The organism is Desulfovibrio ferrophilus, assembly GCF_003966735.1.
Classification (GTDB): Bacteria; Desulfobacterota; Desulfovibrionia; order Desulfovibrionales; family Desulfovibrionaceae; genus Desulfovibrio_Q; species Desulfovibrio_Q ferrophilus.
Window position 1 is genome coordinate 2,493,500 of the sequence record NZ_AP017378.1, and the last position, 23,850, is coordinate 2,517,349.

General features: G+C 57.1%; 18 protein-coding genes. 10 read left to right on the plus strand and 8 right to left on the minus strand.

The features are described from left to right. Positions 1 to 57 precede the first annotated feature (57 nt). The 5 genes from EL361_RS11585 to EL361_RS11605 form a co-directional block, all read right to left on the minus strand. The gene (locus EL361_RS11585; protein ID WP_126379705.1) at positions 58 to 483 is read right to left on the minus strand and encodes a Fur family transcriptional regulator; all 426 of its coding nucleotides are present in this window, start codon (positions 481 to 483) and stop codon (positions 58 to 60) included. Positions 484 to 649: 166 nt separating this feature from the next. Then, positions 650 to 1,519 (minus strand): radical SAM protein, encoded by an 870-nt coding sequence (locus EL361_RS11590; RefSeq protein WP_126379707.1) that lies wholly within the window; start codon positions 1,517 to 1,519, stop codon positions 650 to 652. A 155-nt stretch (positions 1,520 to 1,674) separates the two neighbouring features. Next, complete coding sequence (locus EL361_RS11595) at positions 1,675 to 3,363, minus strand: FAD-dependent oxidoreductase (RefSeq protein ID WP_126379709.1); 1,689 nt, start codon at positions 3,361 to 3,363, stop codon at positions 1,675 to 1,677. A 199-nt stretch (positions 3,364 to 3,562) separates the two neighbouring features. Beyond that, positions 3,563 to 4,531, minus strand: coding sequence for a D-2-hydroxyacid dehydrogenase (locus tag EL361_RS11600; RefSeq protein ID WP_126379711.1), 969 nt, complete (start codon positions 4,529 to 4,531; stop codon positions 3,563 to 3,565). A 4-nt stretch (positions 4,532 to 4,535) separates the two neighbouring features. Further along, entirely contained in the window at positions 4,536 to 5,591 is a 1,056-nt protein-coding gene (locus EL361_RS11605) for a type 2 periplasmic-binding domain-containing protein (RefSeq protein WP_126379713.1), read from the minus strand. A gap of 175 nt (positions 5,592 to 5,766) precedes the next feature. On the opposite strand from EL361_RS11605, the gene EL361_RS11610 reads away from it, so the two are divergent. From EL361_RS11610 to uxx1, 3 genes are all read left to right on the plus strand, one after another. Next, entirely contained in the window at positions 5,767 to 7,005 is a 1,239-nt protein-coding gene (locus tag EL361_RS11610) for an ABC transporter substrate-binding protein (protein ID WP_126379715.1), read from the plus strand. A 2-nt stretch (positions 7,006 to 7,007) separates the two neighbouring features. Beyond that, the gene (locus EL361_RS11615; RefSeq protein WP_232034929.1) at positions 7,008 to 9,989 is read left to right on the plus strand and encodes an EAL domain-containing protein; all 2,982 of its coding nucleotides are present in this window, start codon (positions 7,008 to 7,010) and stop codon (positions 9,987 to 9,989) included. 74 nt (positions 9,990 to 10,063) lie between these two features. Next, the gene (gene uxx1 / locus EL361_RS17330; protein ID WP_126379719.1) at positions 10,064 to 10,261 is read left to right on the plus strand and encodes a UXX-star selenoprotein family 1; all 198 of its coding nucleotides are present in this window, start codon (positions 10,064 to 10,066) and stop codon (positions 10,259 to 10,261) included. Between the two features lie 104 nt (positions 10,262 to 10,365). Here the strand turns inward: uxx1 and EL361_RS11625 are convergent, their stop codons facing one another. Then, on the minus strand, positions 10,366 to 11,508 hold the full coding sequence (locus tag EL361_RS11625) for an MFS transporter (RefSeq protein WP_126379721.1): 1,143 nt from the start codon (positions 11,506 to 11,508) through the stop codon (positions 10,366 to 10,368). A 229-nt stretch (positions 11,509 to 11,737) separates the two neighbouring features. Between EL361_RS11625 and EL361_RS11630 the strand changes: the two genes are divergently transcribed. Further along, positions 11,738 to 12,715: a glycosyltransferase family 2 protein gene (locus EL361_RS11630; RefSeq protein WP_126379723.1), complete on the plus strand. Its 978-nt coding sequence runs from the start codon at positions 11,738 to 11,740 to the stop codon at positions 12,713 to 12,715. A 131-nt stretch (positions 12,716 to 12,846) separates the two neighbouring features. Here EL361_RS11630 and EL361_RS11635 read toward each other — a convergent pair whose 3' ends face one another. Further along, positions 12,847 to 14,481, minus strand: coding sequence for a Na/Pi cotransporter family protein (locus tag EL361_RS11635; RefSeq protein WP_232034930.1), 1,635 nt, complete (start codon positions 14,479 to 14,481; stop codon positions 12,847 to 12,849). Positions 14,482 to 14,941: 460 nt separating this feature from the next. Between EL361_RS11635 and EL361_RS11640 the strand changes: the two genes are divergently transcribed. Continuing rightward, positions 14,942 to 17,173, plus strand: a complete 2,232-nt coding sequence (locus EL361_RS11640) for an ATP-binding protein (RefSeq protein WP_126379727.1) — start codon at positions 14,942 to 14,944, stop codon at positions 17,171 to 17,173. Positions 17,174 to 17,355: 182 nt separating this feature from the next. Here EL361_RS11640 and EL361_RS11645 read toward each other — a convergent pair whose 3' ends face one another. Further along, positions 17,356 to 17,730 carry a response regulator gene (locus tag EL361_RS11645; protein ID WP_126379729.1) on the minus strand — a complete coding sequence of 125 codons (375 nt, stop codon included), beginning with the start codon at positions 17,728 to 17,730 and terminating at the stop codon, positions 17,356 to 17,358. A gap of 284 nt (positions 17,731 to 18,014) precedes the next feature. Between EL361_RS11645 and EL361_RS11650 the strand changes: the two genes are divergently transcribed. From EL361_RS11650 to EL361_RS11670, 5 genes are all read left to right on the plus strand, one after another. After that, positions 18,015 to 19,520 (plus strand): sensor histidine kinase, encoded by a 1,506-nt coding sequence (locus EL361_RS11650; RefSeq protein WP_172961727.1) that lies wholly within the window; start codon positions 18,015 to 18,017, stop codon positions 19,518 to 19,520. Beyond that, positions 19,505 to 20,953: a sigma-54-dependent transcriptional regulator gene (locus tag EL361_RS11655; RefSeq protein ID WP_126379731.1), complete on the plus strand. Its 1,449-nt coding sequence runs from the start codon at positions 19,505 to 19,507 to the stop codon at positions 20,951 to 20,953. The genes EL361_RS11650 and EL361_RS11655 overlap by 16 nt, the downstream gene beginning before the upstream one ends. Before the next feature lie 227 nt (positions 20,954 to 21,180). Continuing rightward, complete coding sequence (locus tag EL361_RS11660) at positions 21,181 to 21,603, plus strand: DNA-binding transcriptional response regulator (protein WP_126379733.1); 423 nt, start codon at positions 21,181 to 21,183, stop codon at positions 21,601 to 21,603. Beyond that, positions 21,596 to 23,389 (plus strand): sensor histidine kinase, encoded by a 1,794-nt coding sequence (locus EL361_RS11665; protein WP_126379735.1) that lies wholly within the window; start codon positions 21,596 to 21,598, stop codon positions 23,387 to 23,389. Before EL361_RS11660 ends, EL361_RS11665 begins: the two co-directional genes overlap by 8 nt. Next, positions 23,386 to 23,814, plus strand: coding sequence for a response regulator (locus EL361_RS11670; protein ID WP_126379737.1), 429 nt, complete (start codon positions 23,386 to 23,388; stop codon positions 23,812 to 23,814). Before EL361_RS11665 ends, EL361_RS11670 begins: the two co-directional genes overlap by 4 nt. Positions 23,815 to 23,850 lie beyond the last annotated feature (36 nt).

Sequence of the window (23,850 nt, forward strand, 5' to 3'; positions counted from 1 at the left end):
TGGGTTCGACGTTCTGGTTGTGGGGAACCAAAACAGGCGCACGCCAAAACTCTGGAGTTACTGTGTCCTGTGGGCTCCAGGGGCAGCTAGTTCATCCCCGTCGCGGCAGGTATCGCACACTCCATAAAATTCAGTCGCTCCGTGGGTAATGGTAAACCCCGGGGCCGAAACGCTGTGCACTTCCGGTTCCGGCAATTCGTCCATGACATCTCCCACTCGGCCGCAGTTGACGCAGCGCACATGGCAATGCGAACTGACGTCTCCATCGAAACGCTTCTGACTGCCTGCAGATTCCAGCTTGAGGACCTCTCCATTCTCGGAAAGGACGTCCAGATTCCTGTATACGGTTCCCAGACTGATGCGCGGCAGTCGTTCGCGAACAATTTCATACAACTCATCCGCAGTGGGATGGCTGGTTAGCTTGCGCAACTCCTCGAGAATGATCTTGCGCTGCTTGGTCATGCGTTGTGGCTTATTTTCCATGCTGATACTCCCTGATTACTAAATAAGAACTATTACCATTAAAAGATTTCGTCAAGGAATAATTTTCGCGAGAAGGTTGTCACAACATCGCGCTGCCTTCAATAAAAAAACCACAACAAAACAGGGGATTGCCAGAAGGCTGGAGAAAAGGACCAACTCCAGGGCTCTACAGGGCCCGGAAACGCTCATCCTTCAAGGGCTCATGCCCGGCCAGAGCTCGATCGATCTGTTCCAGAGCTGCCTGCTTGCCCGAGGGCAGGCGCACCTTCAGCGGCAGATAATTTGAGGCATGATTGGCCAGGAACAACCCTCGCGTCAGCGTCGTGCATTCCAGCATGGTGCGCAATTCCGTCAGCATCCCCTGGGCATCGGGCAGTTCGAAATCACCACGCTGCCACTGCGCATGCAGAGGAGTATTTTCCATGAGCATGAGTGTCAGGGCTCCGACATGCTGCGGGTCCATCCTTGTCAGCACCTGCCCCGTGGCCCGGGCATGTATGGACGAACGCTCCACTCCACCCAATCCAAGCAGCACGGTCACGGACAGCCGCATCCCGGCCTGTTTGATCCGCAGCCCCTGGTGGATAATGGCCTCGCTGTTCCCATGCTTGCAGACCCGGGCAAGGGTTTCATCATCCCCGGACTCCAGCCCCATATAGACAATGCCCATTCCGGCATCGCGTAGCTCCATCAACTGAGAATCGCTCTTCAGGCCCACTGCCTTGGCACTGCCATAAGCCCCCACCCGCGTGACCCAGGGCAACTGCCCGCGAATCTCGCCAAGAATTTCCTGCAACCGAGCCTGAGGCAGCACCAGTGCATCTCCCCCACACAGGAACAATCGCCGCTGATCCCGGCAATGGCGGGCAGCATAGGCAATATCCTGGGAAACGGTCTCCCGGTCCTTGATGCGAAACCGTTCCCCCTTGTAGGCCCCACAAAAGGTGCACTTATTGTGGGAACACCCCACGGCGACCTGAAGCAGGATGCTGCTCCCCTCGTTGGGGGGCCGAATGATGGTGCCCTCATGCTGCATGAGAATGTCCTTATATCGATCAAACCGAGTGCTGATGCTTCTTCCGTCGCGGAAGGAGCTCTCCATAAACAAGAACTCCGGTCAAACCCCGTGCACCAAACACGCACAGGGCCAGACCGGAGCAAAACGAACTCATTGCAGAGGAAAAGGCAACCCTAATCGGCTCGCTTCCAGTACGGATTGGACAAATCCTCGAACACGGCCAGGGCAGCGGTGGAGCCTTCGCCCACGGCCGTTGCGATCTGCTGCACTCCGCCGATCACATCACCACAGGCGTAGATGCGCGGGATATTGGTGCGCATGTTGCGATCCACCTTGATATAGCCCCATTCATCCAGAGTTACACCCACCTGCTCGGGAATCTCGGTGTTCGGATTCCAGCCGATGGCCAGAAACGCACCATCAACCTTCAACTCGCTGGTTTCCTCCGTCTTGACGTTCTTCAGACGCACTCCGTGCAGCCCGGTCTCGTCACCTACGAACTCTTTCACTTCGGTGTCCCAGATCACCTCGATGCCCGCGTCTCTGATACCGTTCTGAAGGTGCTTTTCAGCCCGGAACTCGTCACGACGATGAACGAGGGTCACTTCAACATCCATGTTCTTGAGATGCAGGGCTTCCGTCAGGGCGGTGTTGCCGCCGCCGACCATGATCACGTGCTTGCCCTTGTAGGCCCAACCATCGCAGGACGCACACACGGAAACACCCCGGCCGAAAAGCTGCGCCTCGCCCGGGACTCCCAGCAGCTTGGCGCTGGCTCCCGTGGCCAGAACCAGCGACTTGGCCAGATAGCGGCCCTTGGCCGTGATGATCTCGACCTTCTTGCCGATCTTGATCTCATCCAGGCCTTCACCCTCGTGAATATCGCAATAATCACGGGCCTGGGCCGAGATCATCTCCATCAGCTTGATCCCGCCCACCATCTTGAATCCGGGGTAATTCTCAACCTCGGGAGTCAGGATCACCTGACCGCCGACCACTCCCTTTTCCAGGACCAGGGTCTTCAACCCACTCCGTTCGGTATAGATAGCAGCGGTCAATCCGGCCGGACCTGCCCCTGCGACCACAACGTCATACTCCCCTGCGGGGGTGACGTCCTCAGCCATGGCACGGGTGGCAGCCTGATCCGGGGCGTCAGGGTCATTCTTCTGCATCTCTTCCAGCAATTCTTCAGCGTGCTTCAGGTAGACCATCTCAAGCACGAACCGCTCCTCGGGCAGCAGCCCCTTCTGGCGGAACGACTCGTTGGTCACGGTCAGGGGCACGGACTGGGCCTGATACTCATCGGCCAACGCCTGGTTCTCCACGGTCTCCACGCACTCGGCAGAAATCAAATCGGGTCGTTCAATGGCCGCGCGCATCACCTGACTGACCTGGCCGGGGCAATAAGGACAAGTGGGACTGATGAAGACCTTGATTTCGCGTTCCTCGGACAATCCGGCCAGAACATCCTGCGAAGATTGAGACAGCCCGCTCTTGCCATGGGAAATGAGCATCATGGTCTCGATAAAGACGCGCGCCTCTTCACCCAGCGGGGTTCCGGTGTAGCGAATGCGGTACTTTTCGGGCTGCACCAACAGACTGGGGGAAAGGCTTACCCCGTATTTGGAAGCCTTTTCGCTTTCCAGGTCATTAAAATTGACCGTGATCTTCTCACCAAGCCTGTCGATGTCGCGCATGAACATTTCCATGGCTTCATTGTAGGGGTCGTTCACTCCGGGTTGGGTGAAGACCTCCAGAGTCACGGGCTCGGGCATATCCTTGAACAGCTTCTCGAGGTGAGTCCTACTGTCTTCGGGCAGGTACCACTGCTCTTCGCCATTCTTCTTAGTCTCGTCGCTCATGGACCAATCCTCCGATATCTCAAATTCAGCTGTTGCAATAGGCTACGATCATTTTCCAATAACAACCTAGCATATCCGCAAGCGAGTTCAAGCGTGAGACGTCGACTTTTCAGAACAAAGACACCCCGCGTCAGGGTGACCAGTCCCTCAGAGGCGAGTCCGCCAGACACGCCCCTGGAAAACCCGAAGGTCTCAGGAATCAGCCGTTGACCACGTTGACCGGGGTCCCCGCCAGGAAGGCTGTGATGTTCGCCGCGGTCTGCTCCATGAGCCGGACCCGTGCGGCCTGGGAGGCCCAGGCGATATGAGGCGTCAGAATACATCGCGGAGCTTGCATCAGCGGATTATCAACCTTCACCGGCTCACTGGACAACACATCCAGCGCGGCTCCACCGAGCAGGCCTTGGTCCAGTGCCTTGGCCAAGTCAGGCTCGTTGATGAGTGCTCCTCGCGCTGTGTTGATCAGCAACGCATCGGGCTTCATCCGTGACAACAAAGCCCGGTTCACGAAACCCTCGTTGTCCGGGGTCAACGGGCAGTGCAGGCTGATGACGTCCGACTCCTCGAAAATCTCTTCCAGTGAGGCAAACCCGAACGGCTTGAACCATGGCGCAGGTTTGGGTCTGGGCGCATGAGCCAATACCCGCATCCCGAAGGCATGCGCCAATTCAGCCACTCGTGATCCAATGCCCCCGAAACCGACAATCCCCATGGTCAGCCCTGCCAGCTCCACCTGTGGACGCAACCAATAGCACCAGTCCGGCCCCTGTCCCCAGCGCCCTTCACGCACGCTGACGTCGTGAGCGGAAATGCCATGGCAAAGTTCCAGAGTCTGAGCCATGACAAACTGGGCCACGGCGCGAGTTCCATACCCTGGCACATTGGACACGGGGATTCCCCTGTCCCTTGCAGCGGCCACGTCCACCACGTCATAGCCTGTGGCCAGCACGGAGATGAATTCGAGGTTTGGCAAACCGTCCAGCAGTGCTGCGTCCACAACCGTTTTGTTGGTCATCAGAATCCGCGCATCACGAGCACGCTCCAGAACCTGCCCGGGATCAGTCCGGTCATGAATCTTCAGTTCCCCCAAGGCCGCTACCGGATCCCAGGGGTTATCGCCGGGGTTCAGCACATATCCGTCTAAAACAACCATCTGCGTTTTGGTCATTGTCTCACTCCTTGCCTGCGTTCAATTCGCCAAGGGCCTTCAAATAACTATCGCGAACCGTACGGGCAAGGGTAGAGGATGCAGCACGGTCACCAGCGGCCTCATGACTCCAGCGCCGAAAGGCCGTCAGTGCTTCGGGAGCAATCCCGCGCAGGATTGAAGAATCCCCGGTCACCAGGGCAGCCATGGCCCGTGCATTGCGCGCGGTAAAATCGGCACTAAGTCGATGGTCTTCCTCCACGGCGGAGGCATTGATGATAATCCGCAAACTGGCAGGCAGCGCCTCGAAGGCCTTACGGTTCAAACAGAGCATCATCCGGCCAGCCGGGGCCTGCCAGGCCGGCCCCCAGGACATGCGCGCCGCCTTGTGGAACCCTAATTCGCGTTCATGGAACAAACCATGCCAGGAGGCTGCGTCCAACCTCCCCGAGGCCAGGGCACTGACTGTGGGGGTACCGTCCTCAGGGAGGACGGGCAACGCCCCTGCGCGCGCCAGCACATCGGACACGACACCCTGAGCAGGCACGCGCAATCCCTTGAAATCATCCAGTCCATTCAAATTCCGATTGGACCAGCCAAAACGCACCGGACCTGTGTCACCCATGGAGCGGGGATAGAACCCCAACGGTTCGCAGGCCTGCTTCCAGAGGGCAGCTCCCCCCATCCCGTAGAGCCAGGCATCATACCCCGCCGGAGTCAGGCCAAAGGGGACGGAGCTGAACCATTCCAGAGCGGGCGAGCGTGGAGCCAGATCCCGCGCAAAACAATGCGAACAATGAACCTCATCCCGCTCAAGCATGCCCAGGACATCTGACGGAGTCATCCCCTCAGGCGCCACCGACACATCAATGGCCAGACGGCTCTCGGACAACAGGGAAACCCGACGTGCAAAGCGAATAGCCCCACGCTTGAACAGTTCCATATCTCTGGTCCAGGCCAGAACCATCTTCCAGCGAACCTTGCGCCCATCGGCAACTCTGGCCGCTGCTGCCAGCGGAGTTCCCGCCAGCAAAGCGCCTCCCATCCAGGCCGCACGCCTCAAAAAAACCCTGCGATTCATCGCAAATCTCCGTCGCTGTCACGCTTATAGACCGCACTGTCCCCTGCGCCCTTCACTATCATAGCGCAGGGCCAAACGCGACACCGGCACACCCATGTTTTCACGTTTATCCAATTGTTTAATGCGTCTGATTTTGATAGTAACAGTACATCCCCATGCCCACTAGGGAGCATAGATGACACGCGCATTACGAACCTACATCCTCACACTGCTCGCCCTTTCCGCCCTGTGCATCGGCCCTCGCCCCTGTGGCGCAGGCCAAGACATCGTTCTGGGCATGTCTGCTGCATTCTCAGGCCCCATCCGGGAACTGGGCATTGAACTCCATCGAGGGGCTCAGGCCTACTTCGATCAGGTTAATCAGCGCGGCGGCGTCCACGGAAATACCATCTCCATCCTTGCGCTGGATGACGCCTACAATCCACAAAAGTGCCTGGACAACACCATCACCCTGATCCAGCGCAGCAAGGTTTTCGCCCTGTTTAATTATGTGGGCACCCCCACGACCACCAAAATCCTGCCCCTCCTGAAACGCTACGGTGACAGGAACATGCTGATGCTCTTTCCGCTGACCGGAGCCGAGCCCCTGAGACGCCACCCCTATGTGGAAAAAATTTTCAACCTGCGAGCCTCCTACAACGATGAGGCACTGGCACTGGTAGACAACTTTCTTGCTGCCGGACGGGATGACATCGCTGTTTTCTATCAGGCTGATGCCTTCGGGCGCAACGGATGGGACGGCGTTCGTCGGGCCCTGGCCTCTCAGCACAAGACCATGGCCGTCGAAGCCACCTACCACAGGGGCACCGCCTATGAAGACGACATGACCCCACAAATCGAAATCATCCAGAGGAAAAAACCCCAGGCCGTGATCTGCGTCGGCACATCGGCCGCCTGCGCCGCCTTTATCCGCGACGCAAACACCCTTGGATTGCAAGTCCCCATCGCCACCATGTCCTTTGCCGACCCTGAGACCACACTTGACCTTCTGGAAAAAGAACCCTCTTTCCCCGCAGAACGCCTCGGAGACATCATCACCTCCGCAGTCGTCCCCTGCCACGAACACCATGAACTTCCGGCAGTGCAGGAATTCATGGCCCTCATGGAGCAAACAACCTCTGTACCAACCGGACTGATCAAAGGCCCTTATTCGCCTCCCGCTTTCAGCCCGGTTGCCTTCGAGGGATTTCTGAACGCCAAGGCCCTTGTCCTGGCTCTTGAGCGCATCGGTCCCAATCCCAGCCGCAAGGCCCTGGCCAAGGCTCTGAATGACCCCTCCGGGTATGATCTGGGCCTGGGTACCCCCGTGGTCTTCAGCCCTGATCGGCACCAAGCCATGGACAAGATCTATTTCATCGGTTTCGACAAGGGGCGCCTGGTTCCCATTCATGACTTCGGGCGGTGGTCGCAGTGAAAATGACCCGTCTGTTCAAGAAAACCCTGCTGTTCATGCTCCTGGCCTTCGGCGTCATCGCTGCAGTGTCCTCATCCTACTCGGCCTGGACGCTTCGCGATCGCATGACCTACGAGTATGAATCCAAAGCCCTGGCCATTGCCAAATCCATGGCCGACTCCAGCGCGGAGTTGGTCCTGTCTCGCGATGCGGCGTCCATTCAATCACGCATCGACCAGTTCTTGGACATTGATGGGGTCTCATACGTTCTGGTGGCCTCCCACTCAGGGGATATCGTGGCACACACTTTTGTCCCGGAAATCCCGGAGCAGATCTCCACGTTGCTGTGGGACCTCCGGACACTCAATGCCGGGCGTGTCAAAACACCGATCAGCCTCAGCCTCACCTTACCGGACAAGGGCGAATTCATTCATGTCGCACACCCCATCCTTGCAGGAGAAATTGGCAGCGTTCATATCGGCATGGACAAGGGCCTGATCAACAAGGCCATCCTCGGGGCCATCATCAATCATCAGATTCTGACCCTGGCCCTGTTCCTGACCTGCGCGCTGATCGCCTATTTCTTCATGGAAAACATCTCGCGCCCGTTAATCGCACTCACCGAGTACGCCCGCAAGATCAAGGGCCGCGACTTTGAAGCCACCCTGGACATCGACTCCAACGATGAACTGGGCGAACTCGCCGGCGCCTTCCACTCCACCTCTCAGGAACTCTCGACCCTGATTACCGGGCTGGAAGAATCGGTGAAAAATGCAACGGACGAGTTGCAGGACACCTTGGCCACTGTCTCGGCCATTGTGAACAACATGGCCGATGGCCTGCTGGTGACCGATGCCGAAGGCAACCTCCTGCAATTCAACTCCGCTTTGCTGGATATGTTTGGTGCCACCTCCGGCAACTTGATCGAAACCAACGTCCGCGACCTGCTGGGAGCGGAGATGCACGCCATGCTGACGTTGGCCGGACTGGACCACTGCAATATTTCCACGGAGGACGGCGACTCCGAATCTCCCCAACAACAGGCAACCATAGAAGTCAACGGACAACGGCTGGATGGGACATCCTTCCCTGCCGAAATGTCCATGGCCATGCTCCCGCTCAAGGGTGATCTCAATATTGTTGGCATCATCCGCGATATCACCAACCGTAAGCAGGCCGAACTCAAACTCAAACTCGCCCACGCCGAGTTGGAAGAACGCGTCGAACAACGCACGGCCGAACTCTCCGAATCCAACAAACAGCTGACGGCAGAAGCTGCCGAACGCAGTGCCGCCGAACTGGCTTTGCGTCAGGCCGAGGCCAAATATCGGGGCATCTTCGAGAACGCCATCGAGGGCATCTTCCAGCTCGCTCCGGACGGCACCTATGTCGCCGCCAACCCCGCTCTGGCCCGCATTTACGGCTACGCCAACCCCATGGAACTTCTGGGGGCGGCAGGCTGCGGCATGGCTGGCTTCCATGTGGACGAATCCCATGGCGAAGAGTTTTGGTCACAACTTAAGGAAAACAAGGAAGTCCGTGACTTCGAATCCCAAGCCAGACGCCAGGATGGTCGTATCGTATGGACTTCCCAAAACGCCCGGGCCGTCCATGACGAAAGGGGTAAGCTTCTCTTTTATGAAGGATCGGTGGAAGACATCACCAACCGCAAGGAAGCCGAATCAGCCTTACGGCACCAGGCCTTCCACGATCCTCTGACCGGACTGCCCAACCGCATCCTGTTCCTGGATCACCTGCGTCAGGCCATGGAGCGCACCAAGCGGACCAAGGACTTTGTCTACGCTGTGCTCTACATGGACCTCGACCGCTTCAAGATCATCAATGACAGCCTGGGCCACAACATCGGCGATGAACTCCTGAAGCACGTGGCGCGCAAGCTGGAAGAGGCCGTGCGCACCATGGATACCGTCGCCCGCTTCGGAGGCGACGAATTCGCCGTGCTGCTCGAGGATATGCGGGCCCCGCGCGAGGCCATCAAGATCGCCAAGCGCATTTCCGACGCAGTCAAGGAACCGGCGCATCTGGGTGGCTACGACGTGCACACATCGGCCAGCCTCGGCATCGTATTGGTCAAGAAGGACTATGACCGCCCCGACTCCATCCTACGCGACGCCGATACGGCCATGTACAGAGCCAAGGAATCCGGGCGCTCACGCTTCAAGGTCTTCAGCCAACGCATGCACGACCAGAACGTGAGGCTGCTGGAACTGGAAACCGAACTACGAAAATCCCTGGAACGCGATGACTTCGTGACCCTGCTGCAGCCCATTGTGGACCTGGACAACAAGCGCCTGAACGGATTCGAGGCCCTAGTCCGTTGGAACCACCCCAAGCTCGGCATGATCTCCCCAGCGGAGTTCATCCCTCTGGCCGAGGACACTGGTCTGATCCACCCCCTGGGTGAATGGGTACTGCGAAATGTCTGCAGCACCATCCGTGATTGGGAAAAACAATTCCCGCCAGGAACTCCGCTCAACATTTCCATCAACCTCTCGGCCAAGCAGTTCGTTCAGCCCACGCTCATCCCGCAGTTACGCGAGATCCTTGAACTGACCGGCATCACCCCCTCCAATCTGCGCCTGGAGGTTGCCGAAACCGTTCTCATGAATCATGCCTCCATCGCCATTGAGATGCTCGGGCAACTCAAGGACCTGGGCATCTCCCTGTCCATGGATGATTTCGGTACCGGCTATTCGTCTCTGTCCTATCTCCGCCAATTCCCCATCGATGCGCTGAAGATCGACCGCAGCTTCATCTCCCGCTTCGGGGAAGACGCTGAATCCCAGGTACTGGTCAGGTCCATCATCTCCCTTGCCAAGAACATCGGCGTCGCCGTGGTGGCCGAGGGAGTGGACACCGATGTTCAAAGCGCCATGCTCAAAGACTTGGGCTGCGAATATGCCCAAGGCTACCTCTTTGCCCGCCCCATGCCCCGCGAGAAGGCAGAAGCTTTGCTCCGTGGCGACGAAGTCCTCGACATCTAGCCCTCCAAGCATTGAATTTCTCGATGCGATAACCTAGGGTCGTATCGACATTCCAAATGCAAGGAGAGAGCAACATGGCGATCATCATCTATGGGAAATCCGGTTGACCGCATACCATCAGGGCCAGGTCGGCCCACCCGGATGCCACATATTTCGACGTTAGCATGGACCCCGCCAAACTGGACGAAATGCTCAAGCTGGCCGATGGGGCAAGAAAAGTTCCCGTGCTGGTGGAAGACGGCAAGGTCACCATCGGATTCGGTGGCACCTGAGGCTGCTAAATCGCTCCGGCAGGTTGCCGGCACACAGAACGTCTTTCATAAAAGAAGCCCGAGCTATCGAAGATGGCCCGGGCTTCTTGTTAGCATCGTCGATGCTACGAAGCGGCAGGAGTCCGAATCAGCTGCACACAGACCAAAGACACCAGAGCCAGTCCGGCACCAGCATAGAACACCATCGCCGGGTCCACGAGCCACAACAGGCCACCGGTAACCGGCACGACCACCGCCGCAATGTGGTTGATGGTGAATCCCACAGCCATGCTCGGGGCAATGTCTGCTGGCTTGGCAATCTTCTGAAAATAGGTTCGGATGGCAAAGGCGCAGTTGAACAGAAGATGATCCAGCACATACATCAGCGCCACCACAGCCTTGCTCCCGGTCTGGGCATAGACCATGAAGACCAGCACCAGTCCGGCATACTCCACCGACAAGACTCGCCGTTCGCCCAGGCGGACCACTGCCCTGCCGATCCAGGGCCCGGCAAACCAGTTGATGGCGTTGTTCAACACGAACAACGCCGTGACTTCACGCACGGAAAAGCCAAATCGCTCCACCAGCAGAAACACCGAAAAAGCCACAAAAATCTGCCGTCTGGCCCCTGCCAAAAACGTCAGCAGGTAATACAACCAGTACTTCCAGCGCAGGACCATGGTCTTTCGCTGCGGCTCGGTCTGGCCACCACGAGGCTCGAACCACAGCATGCTCGCTCCTGCCACGGCCACGGCCACACCAACCAGCGCGAACAACTGGGTATACTCCAACACCGGAGCCAGAATAAAAATCGCACCACCCATGATGAGATTGCCCACGGACATCATTCCCCGCAAGCGTCCGAAGACAATGGGAGCCGTGGCTGAATCGAAATGTTGGAGGGTCAATGACTGATTGCAGGTCTCAAAATAATGGAACCCAAAAGACATGACCAGGGTGGTCAGGGCCAGCCCCCAGACCGAGGGGAACAATCCCGTGCCGGCAACTCCCAGTCCCATAATGAGAACCGATAGGGCAGCCAGCCGATGCTCGCGGATAATCAGCAGCAGATAGACCACCAGCAATGCCAGAAAGCCCGGGATCTCGCGCACGGACTGAACTACCCCCATCCCCAGCCCATCCAGCCCGGCGGCTTCCACCGCGAAATTGTTGATCAACGTCCGCCAGCCCTGCAACCCCATGGCTGAAGCGACAGTCAAAATGATTAAAAACAGATAGATGCGCTTCTTTTGAGCGTGGATATCCATGTCTGGTTACTCCAGATTGCATTATATTGGGAGTGGGAGGGCACTTTTGCGCGAGCTCGTGCTGTGCTTAATTCAAGCCCAAAAGGCAAGTTTTTTCTCCATTCATGTCAGTTGATTGCAATATGATTTCATATTTTATCACAAATCCCCCTAAAGGAACGGCCATAATGCCCGATAAGACTTGCAACCAGAAGGCAACATGTACCCTTCGCAAGGATGCGAGAACAACATGGCAAAGATTATCGACATCACACCCCGAGCGCAGGACGTCAGCCCCGTCCTGGTGCTACTGACCTCCCACCGGGTGGATTGCCTGCTGTTGTGCATCAAGTGCCTGGAACTTTTCACTGATCTCGGGCGCTTCAAGAAGATATACGTCGTCGCCAACGACGTCAGCGACGAGCACGCAGTCATCATCAAGTCCTTCCAGCGCCGGCACGCCAACGTCATCGACGTTCACGCCACACCACGTGGTCAGATCCCTGCCATGCTCTCCATGGAAAATTTCATCTTTGAGCGCCACAAGCAAGATGTCATCGTGCGACTATCCGAAGACGTCTTCGTAACACCGTTCTGGCTGGAGCACCTGCTGGCCACCTACAAGCTGCACAAGGGGCACAAGGACATTCTGGCGATCTCGGCACTGACGCCTATCAGCCGAATCGGACGCCAACTGATGGACCGGGCACTCAGAGCCCACTACCCGGCAGAACGAAAGCGGCTGCCCCTGATTCCCGTCGAACAGAACGCCGTCTATCATCGCTTTGTGTGGGAGAAGGTACTGGGCGACAACCTTGTGGGAAAGTACCTGGAACTGAACCGCCCCAAACAGGTCTACCTGAGCCATGTCTCAGTGGACTGCCTGCTCTTTGACGGTGACCTCATAGAGCGCATCGTACCCATGGCACTCCGCCTGCCGGACGGGGCCACACGGGCCGACGAATTTTACATTAACAGCGCCCTGCGTAACGGCGGTATGCGTGCTGCAGTGGTCACCGATGCCCTGGTCCACCACTTCAGCCATGGCAGACCGGAGGCTTACCTGCGCAAGCACGTCAGCATGGACGACATCTGGTGGTACATGACTTTCATCGAGTCACATGTCCAGGCCACACCGGCAGCAGCCTTCCGGCCACGCCCCGGCAAGGGCAGCAGACTCGAACTATTGCGCCTGATGAAAGAACGGGAACTCAGGGTCCTGCAATAAACAAATTACCAGAGACGGGTGGGAAATCCAGGGGAGGGGAGAGACTCTACTGGGCGACCCGCCACCCCGAAGACATTCGGGCTGGAATGCGCCAGAGGCCGAGGACATAGGGTCCGCGGCCTCGCGCATTTTTATAACGCCTTCGGGCGACTGTACACCCCAAGCCGCAGCCCCAGGCCACGCAACCAGCCACCGCCCTTAGCTGTCTGGTCCATCATTCTATGGATACTCGACAAGTAATCCAGGTACCCCACCATGGAATCAACACCAAGCCGGTTGGCCGATCCGGCATCCAGAATGTCCTGCTTCAGATACTGGTAGCGCTGTTCAAAGATTTCCACTTTTTCTGCCAGACGCAAACTGGAAAAACTGGCATCCGAGGGATCGGCGTGCAGAGACAGGGTGACTGCACTGTCCAACAGTTTTTCCAGAGCCTCATCCAACTCGGCATCCTCAGTAGGCTCCAGGTTCTTATAGATGGTCTCCGCCTCCAAGGCGGAATCCCCGGTCATGACATAATACCTGAGGGAGCGCAGGATATCGGGGATCAATTCAGCAGTTTCCTGGGGCAGGCCATGCTTGCGCAGCTTGGCCGAAAACATGGCAATCTCGGCCTGAAGCTTATCCAGAACGGCTTTCTCGCGATGCAACTCCCGGCACGGCTGCTCCTTGCTCCGGCAACGCAGGGCAGCATGGGCCATGCGTTGTGCCGTTGCGCCAACCCGGGCCACTTCACGCACCATCGCTCCCACAGCCACGGCCGGGGTGGAAAGGACGTTGCTATCCAAGTACCTGAGGGTGCCCTCTTCTTCCTCTTCCGTCCGAAACCAGTTTTCAACCATTCCGGTCAAACGAGTGGTAAAGGGCCCCACCAAAAACACACCAAGGATATTGAATGTTGTATGGAAGAGCGCAAGCACGGGCACCGGGTCCAAGGTCATATTCAACAGCAGACGCAAGTGTAAAATCCCGCCCAGGATCAAGGAGAGTGCACCAAAAGCAGCCAGCCCCGTGATCAGATTAAAAATCACGTGCATGGCAGCAACGCGTTTGGCGTTCGAAGTCGCCCCTATGACCGCGATGGCCGCCGTACTTGTGGACCCCAGGTTGGCACCGATCACAGCCGATGCAGCCAACTCCAGTGGCAGCATGCCCTGCGCCGTCGCCGTCAGGATCAGAGCCATGGAGGCACTGGACGACTGCATGAGGAAGGTCATGCCAAATCCAATACCGCACAGGGACAAATACCCAGCCCACCCATCAAAGACCCACTGCTCAACCCGAACCGTCTGACTGAGGCCGATAAACACTTCCTGCAGTGCCTCAATCCCCAAAAAGAACAGACCAAATCCGGCCAAAGCCTCACCAAGAGCTGCGCGGCGCGTCCCGCCCCTGGACAGCCACAAGGCAGTACCCACAGCAATCAGTGGCAGGGCCAGAATCTTGATATTGAGCTTCAGCCCAAGGGAGGCCACGATCCAGGCCGTGGATGTCGTGCCGATGTTGCTGCCATAAACCACCCAAACGGTCTGGCCCAGAGTCATCACTCCGGCATTGACAAAACCGATGGCCGCCACGGTCACCGCAGCAGAAGATTGCACCGCCGAGGTCATCACAAACCCGGAGGTCAAACCACGAAACGGGGTCTTGGTCGAATTGGACAACACCCTGCGCAGTGCGCCACCGGCAGCCAACTTCAGGCCATCGCTCATCAGCTTCATGCCCAATAGGAGCAGGCCCAGTCCTCCGGCCAGCGAAATAATCATCTGCAAATGGGAACTCCCTTGATCTGTCGTCCATGTTCAATCTGGTCACACATCTTCAATGACCGCAATTCTTAGCGTGGACGCCCCAAAATGAAAAGAAGAAGAAAAATCAACCCGCACTCAGCGGTGGGGCGCCCCACAGCAGGAGCACCTTGCCGTTCATCACGCTCCAGGCACTATCGACACAACACACAATGAGAATCGGGCTGAGAGAAACAACGATCATCTTGACGACTACCGCCCCTCATCCAAGGCAATGTGCCTGCTTTGCACCAGGCCTATAACCAAACGCGCACTGCGTCGCAGCCTCTGAAGCACAACATGATTTTAGCCCTATCACCAGCACTTGGAAGAATCACAGGCCATATCGTCCATCCGTAATCGACGATTTGATATTCAGTGACTTACCAACATACTCCTTTTTGCTGCATTTAATGCGACTATCCAGTATATTGACGCAATGATTTCCAACGATGCCCCCTCCATTCCTCAGCGCCCATTCCGCATGGTCCTGATCAGCGTCGTCATCTATGCCATGTTCGTCGCCACGTTTGTCGTCTGGTATACCCAGCGCGCCGAAGATCAGATACTGGCGGACATCGACAGCAGACTCCTTGTCTCTGCCTCGGCTCTTAAGCATATCCTGGCCAAGGACTTTCATGACCGCACCACGGACAAAGACTCCATCAGCTATCAAGAGGAACTGTCCAACCGCGAACGTTTCAATGCGTTTGTCCGGGAAAGCGGCTTGAACTATGCTTACACAATCATTGAAGAACAAGGGCGATACTACTTTTCAGCTCCCACGGTCACACCCGAAGAAGCCGAAGAAATTCGGCGTTGGTATTACTATCCCTACCGTGAGATACCCAACGAATTCGTCCTGGCGTTGGAGAACGATCAACCGGTATATCTGACCTACACAGATGAGTGGGGAACCTTCCGTTCCGTGGCCCTGCCCGAGCTTTCTCCTGCCGGCCGAAGATACCTGGCCTGCGCAGACTTTGCCGTACCCAAACTCGAAGTGCTGCTGCACAACAAGCGCTGGGAGGCCGTGGCCATCGGCATCCTGTTCCTGCTTTTTTCCATCCCGTTCATCATTGCGCACCGGACTCAGAACTCCCGCTATTCCTCCGTTCTCAAGCGCACCAATGCTCAATTGAGGCGGCACAAGGACCAACTGGAACAGCGGGTCAAGCTACGGACAGAAGAACTCCAGAAAGCAAAGGAACATGCCGAAGAGGCAGAAAGAACCAAAAGCCGCTTCCTGGCGGTCATGAGCCATGAAATCAGAACCCCTCTGAACACAATCCTGGGCATGGCCGAAGTGTTGGATGCTCCCAGCTTGTCCCCCCGCCAACGCCGCGGACTCAAGAACATCTCGGATGCGGGCGGACATCTGCTGGAACTCGTCACCGACATCCTGGATATCTCCCGCATCGAATCCGGAATCATTGAACTGGAAGAACGACCATTCGACCTGTTCGAACTGTTGCAGGTCTGCGCCAGAGTGGTCCGCAACGCCGCCGGAGGCAAAGCCGAGCAATTGGGCTTCGACATCAACTTAGATCCCGCGATTCCACCATTTAGAGTCGGTGACCCCATGCGCCTGCGTCAGGTCCTGGTGAATCTGCTGTCCAATGCCTATAAATTCACCAGCCAGGGCAAAATCGAACTATCGGTCACGCCCCAAGGCGAACATGACCTGCATTTTGTCGTGCATGACACCGGCATCGGCATCCCGGCCGACAAGCTCGTCACGATCTTTGAAGACTTCACACAGGCCGATCCGTCCACCACCCGTGAATACGGCGGCACAGGACTCGGGCTGTCCATCTGTCGCCGATTGGTGGAAGCCATGGCCGGACAGCTCTGGGTGGACAGTGTGTTGGATCAGGGCTCATCCTTCCACTTCACATTGCCCCTGCCAGTGACGGAATACCCCCTGCACGTCACTACAGAAGGCAGGAAAAATCGCACTGCGGAAGAGGTCCCTCCTATCCGGACGCTGGTGGCCGAAGACCTAGCCTCAAACTATGAAATCATTGAGTTATTCCTTGAAGGAACACCGGCAAAACCCGAACGGGCCGTCAATGGACGAGAAGCGGTTGAAAAAGCGCTCAGTGGTCAATATGGCCTGGTGCTAATGGACATCCAAATGCCCGAAATGGATGGGCTGGAAGCAGTACTCTCCATTCGCAAACAGGAACAGGAGAGGGGACTTGGCCGTTTACCAATCATTGCGCTTACTGCAGATGCCCTGCCCTCCCGCCGGCGGGAGGCAATGGACGTAGGCTGCGATGAGGTACTGACCAAACCGCTGACCCGGTCCGAACTCCTTGCGGCCATGAGCATCCATGCCCACATCACGGCACAAACGACTGCCACTGACATGCACCCGACCGGCGCATCAACTTATCTGGAGCCGGGAATCCAGGCCCTGCTCCCAATTTTCCATGAAGAATTGGAGGAAGGACTTCTGACCATCGAACAATGGATTGAACAGGAAGACTTCGACAAGATCACGCGCATGGCGCACGGCCTGAAGGGCGCGGCCCGAAGCTATGGCCTCCCGGAACTGGGACGGCAGATGGGCACTCTGGAGCAGGCGGCGCTGGCCAGGGACAGTAAACAGACTGCGGCAGCTCTTCACACCGCAAAGGCCATGAGCAGACATTCTCAGAAACTATAGAGCAGGTACATCTCGCCCAAGGCTTTCCTGCCCTCTCACGACCTGACGGAAGCAATAAACCGCCCCAGACCTCAGCGGACTTCTCCATGCTCGAATCACGGGCCTCAGCCTCGACTCCCATCGATTTCTCAACATACACAGTCATGGTCAGAAACAGCAGATCCACCGTTCCAAACCATCCGTCATTCCCGCTGAGCTGCGTCCAGCACCCGGGCCAACAGGGTTTCCAGATCACAAGGCTTCATCAGGTAGTCCTTCGCTCCAAAGCGCATCCCCTCGATGGCGGCCTGTTCCGAACCATGCCCAGTGAGAAAAATAATCGGCAGTTCAGGGGCCATCTTCTTGAAGATCTTGAGCACCTCAATGCCGTCCATATCCTCCATCTTCAGATCAAGCACACAGACATCGAAATCCTGTTTGCGCAGGGCCTGAATGGCTGATTCCCCCGAAAGGGCCGTGACCACTTCCAGCCCGCGCCGAGTCAAGCGCTTGTACAAGACGTCGACAAAGCCAGCCTCGTCGTCAACCAGCAGGAGTCGGATGGGAGTGTCAGACATGAGATACCGTCCTTTCGATTACCTGAATTTTTCCACCGGTAGCACGCCCCGAAGCCGTGACACAACCTGTTTTCAGTCCTGTATCTCTGAATCTTGCACCTGTAATGTAGGTTAGCAGTGAGATACAGCGTCCCTTTCCTCACTTAACGGAGCAGCAAGGCATGATCGACGGAAGATGAGGAATCCTGTATTTTTCCTTTACTTCCATCCATGTTGTCCTCAGCATCACGCAAAGATACGTTTCGTCGATACCCGAAGCGATACGAAATCAAAAGGAATCACTGATGGATACAAGCACACTGGCTCGTCTGTTCAAACCCAGCCTCAGAGGGCGCATCTATTTCCTGCTTCTGGGGCTGGTGGCCATCAATATCATCGGTGCCAGCGTAACTTTCTGGTACTCCTATCGAACCCGTGACCTGTACACCACGCTTGTGGACTCCGAAATTCAGGCCCTGACCGCCGCCCAAGGCCTGGAATCCGCCCTGGTGATGCAAAAAGGCTTCGCCACCTACTATTTTTTGAATGACGACCCCGCCTGGCTTGAACGTCTGGAATTTCATCATCAGCGATTCGAAGAATGGATCAAGAAGGCCAGGCGCTCCCCTATGGAAATGGAAGCCCTTGAAATCCTGAGCAATATAGAGTCACACTATCTACGCTATGTGGTCAATCGCGACCGTGTACTGGACCTGTACAAGAAAGGACAACGCGATGCGGGAGCCAACCTGCACTGGGAGGTCCGCAAGGAATTTCTGAGTCTTTACAATCTGTGCAAGGCCTACAAGACGTTGCACGAGGAGCTCCTGACCAGGGAAAGTGAAAAATACAAGGAAAAGGCCGATCTGGTGGCCGTCATGGCAGGAGTGGCCCTCCCAGGCTCGGTCCTCTTCGGGGTGCTTCTGGTCCTTATCCTACTCAAGCAGGTCCTGGGCCCCATCCGCCAACTGGCCATGGAAACTCAGGAAAAATCCAAGGTCAACGGCGTAGGAGACGAAGTCGAAGCCTTGCGCCAAAGGGTTCACCACCTGATTACGGACGTGGACAAGGCCAAGAGCAAACTGGAAGAAAGCCGGGAGCATCTGCTCCAGTCCGAAAAACTGGCCATGGTGGGCAAGCTGGCGGCTGGTGTGGCTCATTCCATCCGCAATCCTCTGACATCGGTCAAAATGCGCCTGTTTTCCCTGGAGCGAACCCTGCGTCTGGACTCCGTGCAAAAAGAAGACTTCGAAGTCATCTCCGAAGAAATCCGCCATATCGACACCATCGTGAAGAACTTTCTGGAGTTCGCCAGACCCCCAAAGCTCAAGGTCCAACCCGTGAGTCCGTCAGAGGTAGTGGACACAGCTCTGCAGCTGCTTCGCCACAGGCTGGAATCCCATGGCGTCGAAATAAAGGTCGTTCGCAACAGACGGCTACCCATCCTTGCCGTGGATGGCGATCAGCTCAAGGAAGTCCTGGTCAATCTCCTGCTCAATGCCTGCGACGCCATGGCTGGAGGCGGCAAAATCAACATCCGGGAAGAAGAAGGCATCATCGAGCCACGGGGGCGCGTGGCCCTGATCCGCATCAGCGACACCGGCCCGGGGATTTCCGAAGACCTTCAAGCCGAGATCTTCCAGCCCTTCTTCAGCACCAAGGAGGAAGGCACGGGACTGGGGCTGAGCATTGCCCGACGCATTGTGGTTGAACATGGCGGCTGGCTGCATGTACACTCCACCGAGGGTCAAGGTGCAACATTTGTCATCGGGCTGCCCTGCACGGAGGAGGACTCATGGCTTCAATCCTGATCGTTGATGACGACGCCCAGCTCCGACAGAGTTTCGACAAACTCCTGATGACCGAGGGGCACTCCATCCGCGTCGCCGCCTCCGGGGAAGCCGGATTGGAGGAGGTCAAAGCCGAAAGCCCTGATCTGGTCATTATGGACGTGCGCCTGCCCGGCATGAACGGCCTTGAAACCTTCGCGGCCATGCGCGGCATGGATCCTCATCTGCCCGTGATCATCATGACGGCATACGGCACAACCGAAACAGCCATCGAGGCCACCAAGCTGGGAGCCTTCGACTACATTCTGAAGCCCTTTGAAATCCCGGCCGTACTCAAGCTCATCGGCGAAGCCCTGAAAGCAGGGCGCTTCACCCGCTCGCGGGTAGAGGTTGACGCTCGCCCGGAATCCGCCTCCAGCGATGCACTCATTGGCCGCAGCCAGGTCATGCAGGAGGTCTACAAGGCCATCGGGCGAGTAGCCCCGACCGACGCCACGGTCATGATCCGGGGCGAATCCGGTACCGGCAAGGAACTGGTCTCCAGGGCCGTGTATCAGCATAGCTTAAGAGCGGAGCAGCCTTTTTTGGTCATCAACTGCGTGGCCATCCCCGAGACCCTGCTGGAAAGCGAACTCTTCGGCTACGAAAAGGGGGCCTTTACCGGAGCCTCCAGCCGTCGAGTCGGCAAGATCGAACAGGCCCACAGAGGCACCATCCTGCTAGACGAGATCGGCGACATGCCCGTTTCCATCCAGGCCAAGATCCTGCGCCTGCTTCAGGAAAAAAAGATCGAGCGACTCGGCAGCGGGCACCCCGTTCCCGTGGACGTACGCATCATCGCCGCCACCAATCGCGATCTCGAAGCAGCCGTTGCCGACGGCAGGTTCAGGGAAGATCTGTACTACAGGCTCAAGGTCGTCACTCTGCACCTGCCCCCGCTCAGGGAGCGGGTGGAGGACATCCCCCTGCTGACAGACTATTTCCTGGCCCGCTTCGCCCGAGACATGGACAGCGAAAATCCGGGGCTGACAACCGATGGACTGGCACGACTCACAAGCCATTCCTGGCCCGGCAATGTGCGGGAACTATCCAATGCATTGAAGAACGCCTTGATCTTCAGCCGGGGGGCTCCTCTGAATCGGGACGATGTCGACCGGGCGCTGGAAAGCCGTGAAAGCGCTTTGCGCCGCGCTGCTCCACCAACCATCAAAGGTGATCCTCTGCAAAACTGGGTGCACCAGGCCATGAATGCGCAAGGAAACGACAACCTGTTTGACACTCTCATGGACGAAATCGGAACCCGTATCATTGCCGAGGCCTTGACGCGAACCGGAGGCAACCGCACCCAGGCCGCCAAACTGCTGGGAATATCCAGACCCACTCTCATCGCCCGCATTGAAAAATACGGTCTGAAGGTTGGGACCTCCGTTTCTCACAATGGATCTAGCGACTGATCACTTTCAACTCCCCCTCTCCGGGGGAGGACAATACGACTCCCGGCATCCCACCTGCCCGAAGGGGCAATCTCTCCTGCTTTGACAAATCGTAAAAATTCCTGACACCTATACTCTTCCTTCGCCTTCTCTTCTTAAAAATACACCTGATATTTCAGCATATTGCGTCGCCAGCCTTTTGGCATGCGCATTGCCCTTACCCCAGCGGAGACAATGGGGGTTTTTGTATGTGCGCATCGGATTTTCACATCGTCATCACGGACCGCAATTCCCACGTGCGCGAATTGCTGTTCCGGGAACTGCTTCGGGAAGGCTACCGCGTGACCGAGGCCAAGAACGGCGCACATCTACTGGAAATACTGGGGTCCTCCCAAGTCGTTCATCTCCTCGTACTGGACCCCGAATTCTGTGGCATCCGACACTGCACAAGAATCGACCCGGGCCAGGCCAAGGTGGTGCTCCATGCTCTGGAAGACGTGGACTGCTCCACCCTCCCGGCAGGAATCTCCACCGTCGCAGCCTGCGTGGAGAAAACCGGCGACCTGGACAAACTCAAACGCGTGCTGCGGAATCTTTTGAATGAGACCGCAACCACGCAAGAGGCGACACCGGACCTGAGCCACCCCAAACCGGGAACAGACAATGTTTGACGAAGCCTATTACAAGCAACTCACCAGAACCATGGTCCTGTCCGTGGTGCTGGTTTCGTTCACGCCCCTGATCCTCATCTCGGGCATCGTAGGCTATGAATTTCACACCTCATACCGCAACAAGGTCATCGACCATCTGGAAGAAGTCGTTGAAAAGCACAAGCAGAACATCGACAGCTTCCTCAACGAACGCCAAGCCGAAATCCGCGTTCTGGCCAATTCCTTCTCCTTCACCCGACTGCGTGATCCCAAGGAACTGCAAGGGTTGCTGTCCGCACTGCAAGGCTATCACCAGGGCATGTTCGTGGACCTGGGGCTGATCCGTAGCGATGGTATTCAAGAAGCCTATGCAGGCCCCTTCCGACTGGGGAAAGCCGACTATTCAAACGCCCAATGGTTCAAGGAAGTCATGCGCCGCAAGGTCCATATCAGTGATGTCTTTCTGGGGCTCAGGGGTGTTCCGCATTTCATCGTGGCCGTTCGCATGGAGTCCGGCGAGCGGGATTGGGTCCTGCGGGCAACCATCGATTTCGTGGCTTTCAACCAGTTGGTGGAAAACATCCGCATCGGCCGCACGGGGCTGGGATTCATCATCAGTAACAAGGGTGAATTTCAAACCAAGCCCAGAGTCAATGTCCAAAATGAAATTCCAGCCATCCTCGATCTCATCGCAACGCAGACAACGCAAAAGGACGTCAGCGAGGAAATCAAACCAGCCAGAAACGTCAACGTCAGCATTATCCGCCCGCCAGCTGTGGAACGTGATGTGATCATTGTGACCACGCCGCTCAAGGGCGGAGAATGGACCCTGGTCTATCGCCAGGACGCGGACGACGCCCTGGAAAGCCTGTACCACACCCGCAACCTCGGCCTTGTGGTGTTCCTGCTGGGCGGTGTGGCCATTATCGTGGTGGCCGTATGGCGCTCGCACCGAGTGGTGGGGCGCGTGCGCCAGGCTGACGAAGAAAAAGAAATGCTCAACGAGCAGTTCATCGAGGCCGGCAAGCTGGCTTCAGTGGGTGAACTGGCCGCCGGAATTGCCCATGAAATCAACAATCCCGTGGCCATCATGGTCGAAGAAGGCGGATGGATATCAGACATCCTGTCCGATGATGTCCCCCTCAGCGAAGCCGACCGCACCGAAATCGGACAATCCCTGGTGCAGATCAAGACGCAAGGCGCACGATGCAAGGAAATCACCCACAAGCTCCTGAGCTTTGCCCGCAAGACCGACGCCACCCTGAAGGCCGTTGATCTGAACGAACTGATCGAAGAAATGACCGCCCTCTCCGGTCAACGCGCCCGGTACGCCAATGTCCAAATCGTCACCAACCTGCAATCCGACCTGCCGGGTATCTGTGCCTCTCCCTCGGAGATTCAGCAGGTTCTGCTGAACCTCATCAACAATGCCCTGGACGCCATGAGCAAGGACGGCGGGCAGTTGGATCTCAGTTCCAAGGCCATCGACAGCACTGTTCATGTGGTGGTCAAGGACACCGGCCATGGCATTCCACAGGCCAATCTGGCCCGAATCTTCGACCCCTTCTACACCACCAAGCCCGTGGGCAAGGGCACAGGTCTCGGACTGTCCATCTGCTACGGCATCGTGACCAAGATGGGTGGTGACATCACAGTCAAGAGCACCGTGAACAAGGGCACGACTTTCACCGTAATTCTTCCTCAGGAACCCCGTGCTGGGAGCCTGGGAACTGGCGACGACAACTGCAGCGAAACGGCCCAGCAATGCAGTGACTGTAAGAACATGAACAATGGAGGTACGTCATGACCAGAGTCCTACTCATCGATGATGAGCACGCTTTCGTGGAGACACTGGCCAAGCGTCTGGACAAGCGAGGAGCCAAAGTCCTCAAGTCCTATTCCGGACAAGAGGGACTGGACCTGCTGGTCAGCGAGGACAACATCGATGTGGTCATTCTGGACGTCAAGATGCCCGGTCTGGACGGCGTCGAAACCCTGAAGCGAATCAAGGCCAATCACCCCCTGGTGGAAGTGATCATGCTCACCGGCCATGGCACCGTGGAAACAGCCATCGACGGGATGAGAGAAGGTGCTTTCGACTACCTGCTCAAGCCCTGCGAGATGGACGACCTGATGCAGAAGATCGGCGAGGCAAACGCACACAAGGAAAAGGCCGAAGCCCGAATCAATGAGGCCGAAGCTCAACTCATAGTCCTGAGACGAGGGGATTAATCCTGGCCCCCCGCTCATTCGGTGCCAGCGGGACGC

What these genes read in the sequence shown, in the direction of transcription:
- EL361_RS11585 (WP_126379705.1), bottom strand. Translation starts at nt 483, where the DNA reads ATGGAAAATAAGCCACAACGCATGACCAAGCAGCGCAAGATCATTCTC.
- EL361_RS11590 (WP_126379707.1), bottom strand. Translation starts at nt 1,519, where the DNA reads ATGCAGCATGAGGGCACCATCATTCGGCCCCCCAACGAGGGGAGCAGC.
- EL361_RS11595 (WP_126379709.1), bottom strand. Translation starts at nt 3,363, where the DNA reads ATGAGCGACGAGACTAAGAAGAATGGCGAAGAGCAGTGGTACCTGCCC.
- EL361_RS11600 (WP_126379711.1), bottom strand. Translation starts at nt 4,531, where the DNA reads ATGACCAAAACGCAGATGGTTGTTTTAGACGGATATGTGCTGAACCCC.
- EL361_RS11605 (WP_126379713.1), bottom strand. Translation starts at nt 5,591, where the DNA reads ATGAATCGCAGGGTTTTTTTGAGGCGTGCGGCCTGGATGGGAGGCGCT.
- EL361_RS11610 (WP_126379715.1), top strand. Translation starts at nt 5,767, where the DNA reads ATGACACGCGCATTACGAACCTACATCCTCACACTGCTCGCCCTTTCC.
- EL361_RS11615 (WP_232034929.1), top strand. Translation starts at nt 7,008, where the DNA reads ATGACCCGTCTGTTCAAGAAAACCCTGCTGTTCATGCTCCTGGCCTTC.
- EL361_RS11625 (WP_126379721.1), bottom strand. Translation starts at nt 11,508, where the DNA reads ATGGATATCCACGCTCAAAAGAAGCGCATCTATCTGTTTTTAATCATT.
- EL361_RS11630 (WP_126379723.1), top strand. Translation starts at nt 11,738, where the DNA reads ATGGCAAAGATTATCGACATCACACCCCGAGCGCAGGACGTCAGCCCC.
- EL361_RS11635 (WP_232034930.1), bottom strand. Translation starts at nt 14,481, where the DNA reads ATGATTATTTCGCTGGCCGGAGGACTGGGCCTGCTCCTATTGGGCATG.
- EL361_RS11640 (WP_126379727.1), top strand. Translation starts at nt 14,942, where the DNA reads ATGATTTCCAACGATGCCCCCTCCATTCCTCAGCGCCCATTCCGCATG.
- EL361_RS11645 (WP_126379729.1), bottom strand. Translation starts at nt 17,730, where the DNA reads ATGTCTGACACTCCCATCCGACTCCTGCTGGTTGACGACGAGGCTGGC.
- EL361_RS11650 (WP_172961727.1), top strand. Translation starts at nt 18,015, where the DNA reads ATGGATACAAGCACACTGGCTCGTCTGTTCAAACCCAGCCTCAGAGGG.
- EL361_RS11655 (WP_126379731.1), top strand. Translation starts at nt 19,505, where the DNA reads ATGGCTTCAATCCTGATCGTTGATGACGACGCCCAGCTCCGACAGAGT.
- EL361_RS11660 (WP_126379733.1), top strand. Translation starts at nt 21,181, where the DNA reads ATGTGCGCATCGGATTTTCACATCGTCATCACGGACCGCAATTCCCAC.
- EL361_RS11665 (WP_126379735.1), top strand. Translation starts at nt 21,596, where the DNA reads ATGTTTGACGAAGCCTATTACAAGCAACTCACCAGAACCATGGTCCTG.
- EL361_RS11670 (WP_126379737.1), top strand. Translation starts at nt 23,386, where the DNA reads ATGACCAGAGTCCTACTCATCGATGATGAGCACGCTTTCGTGGAGACA.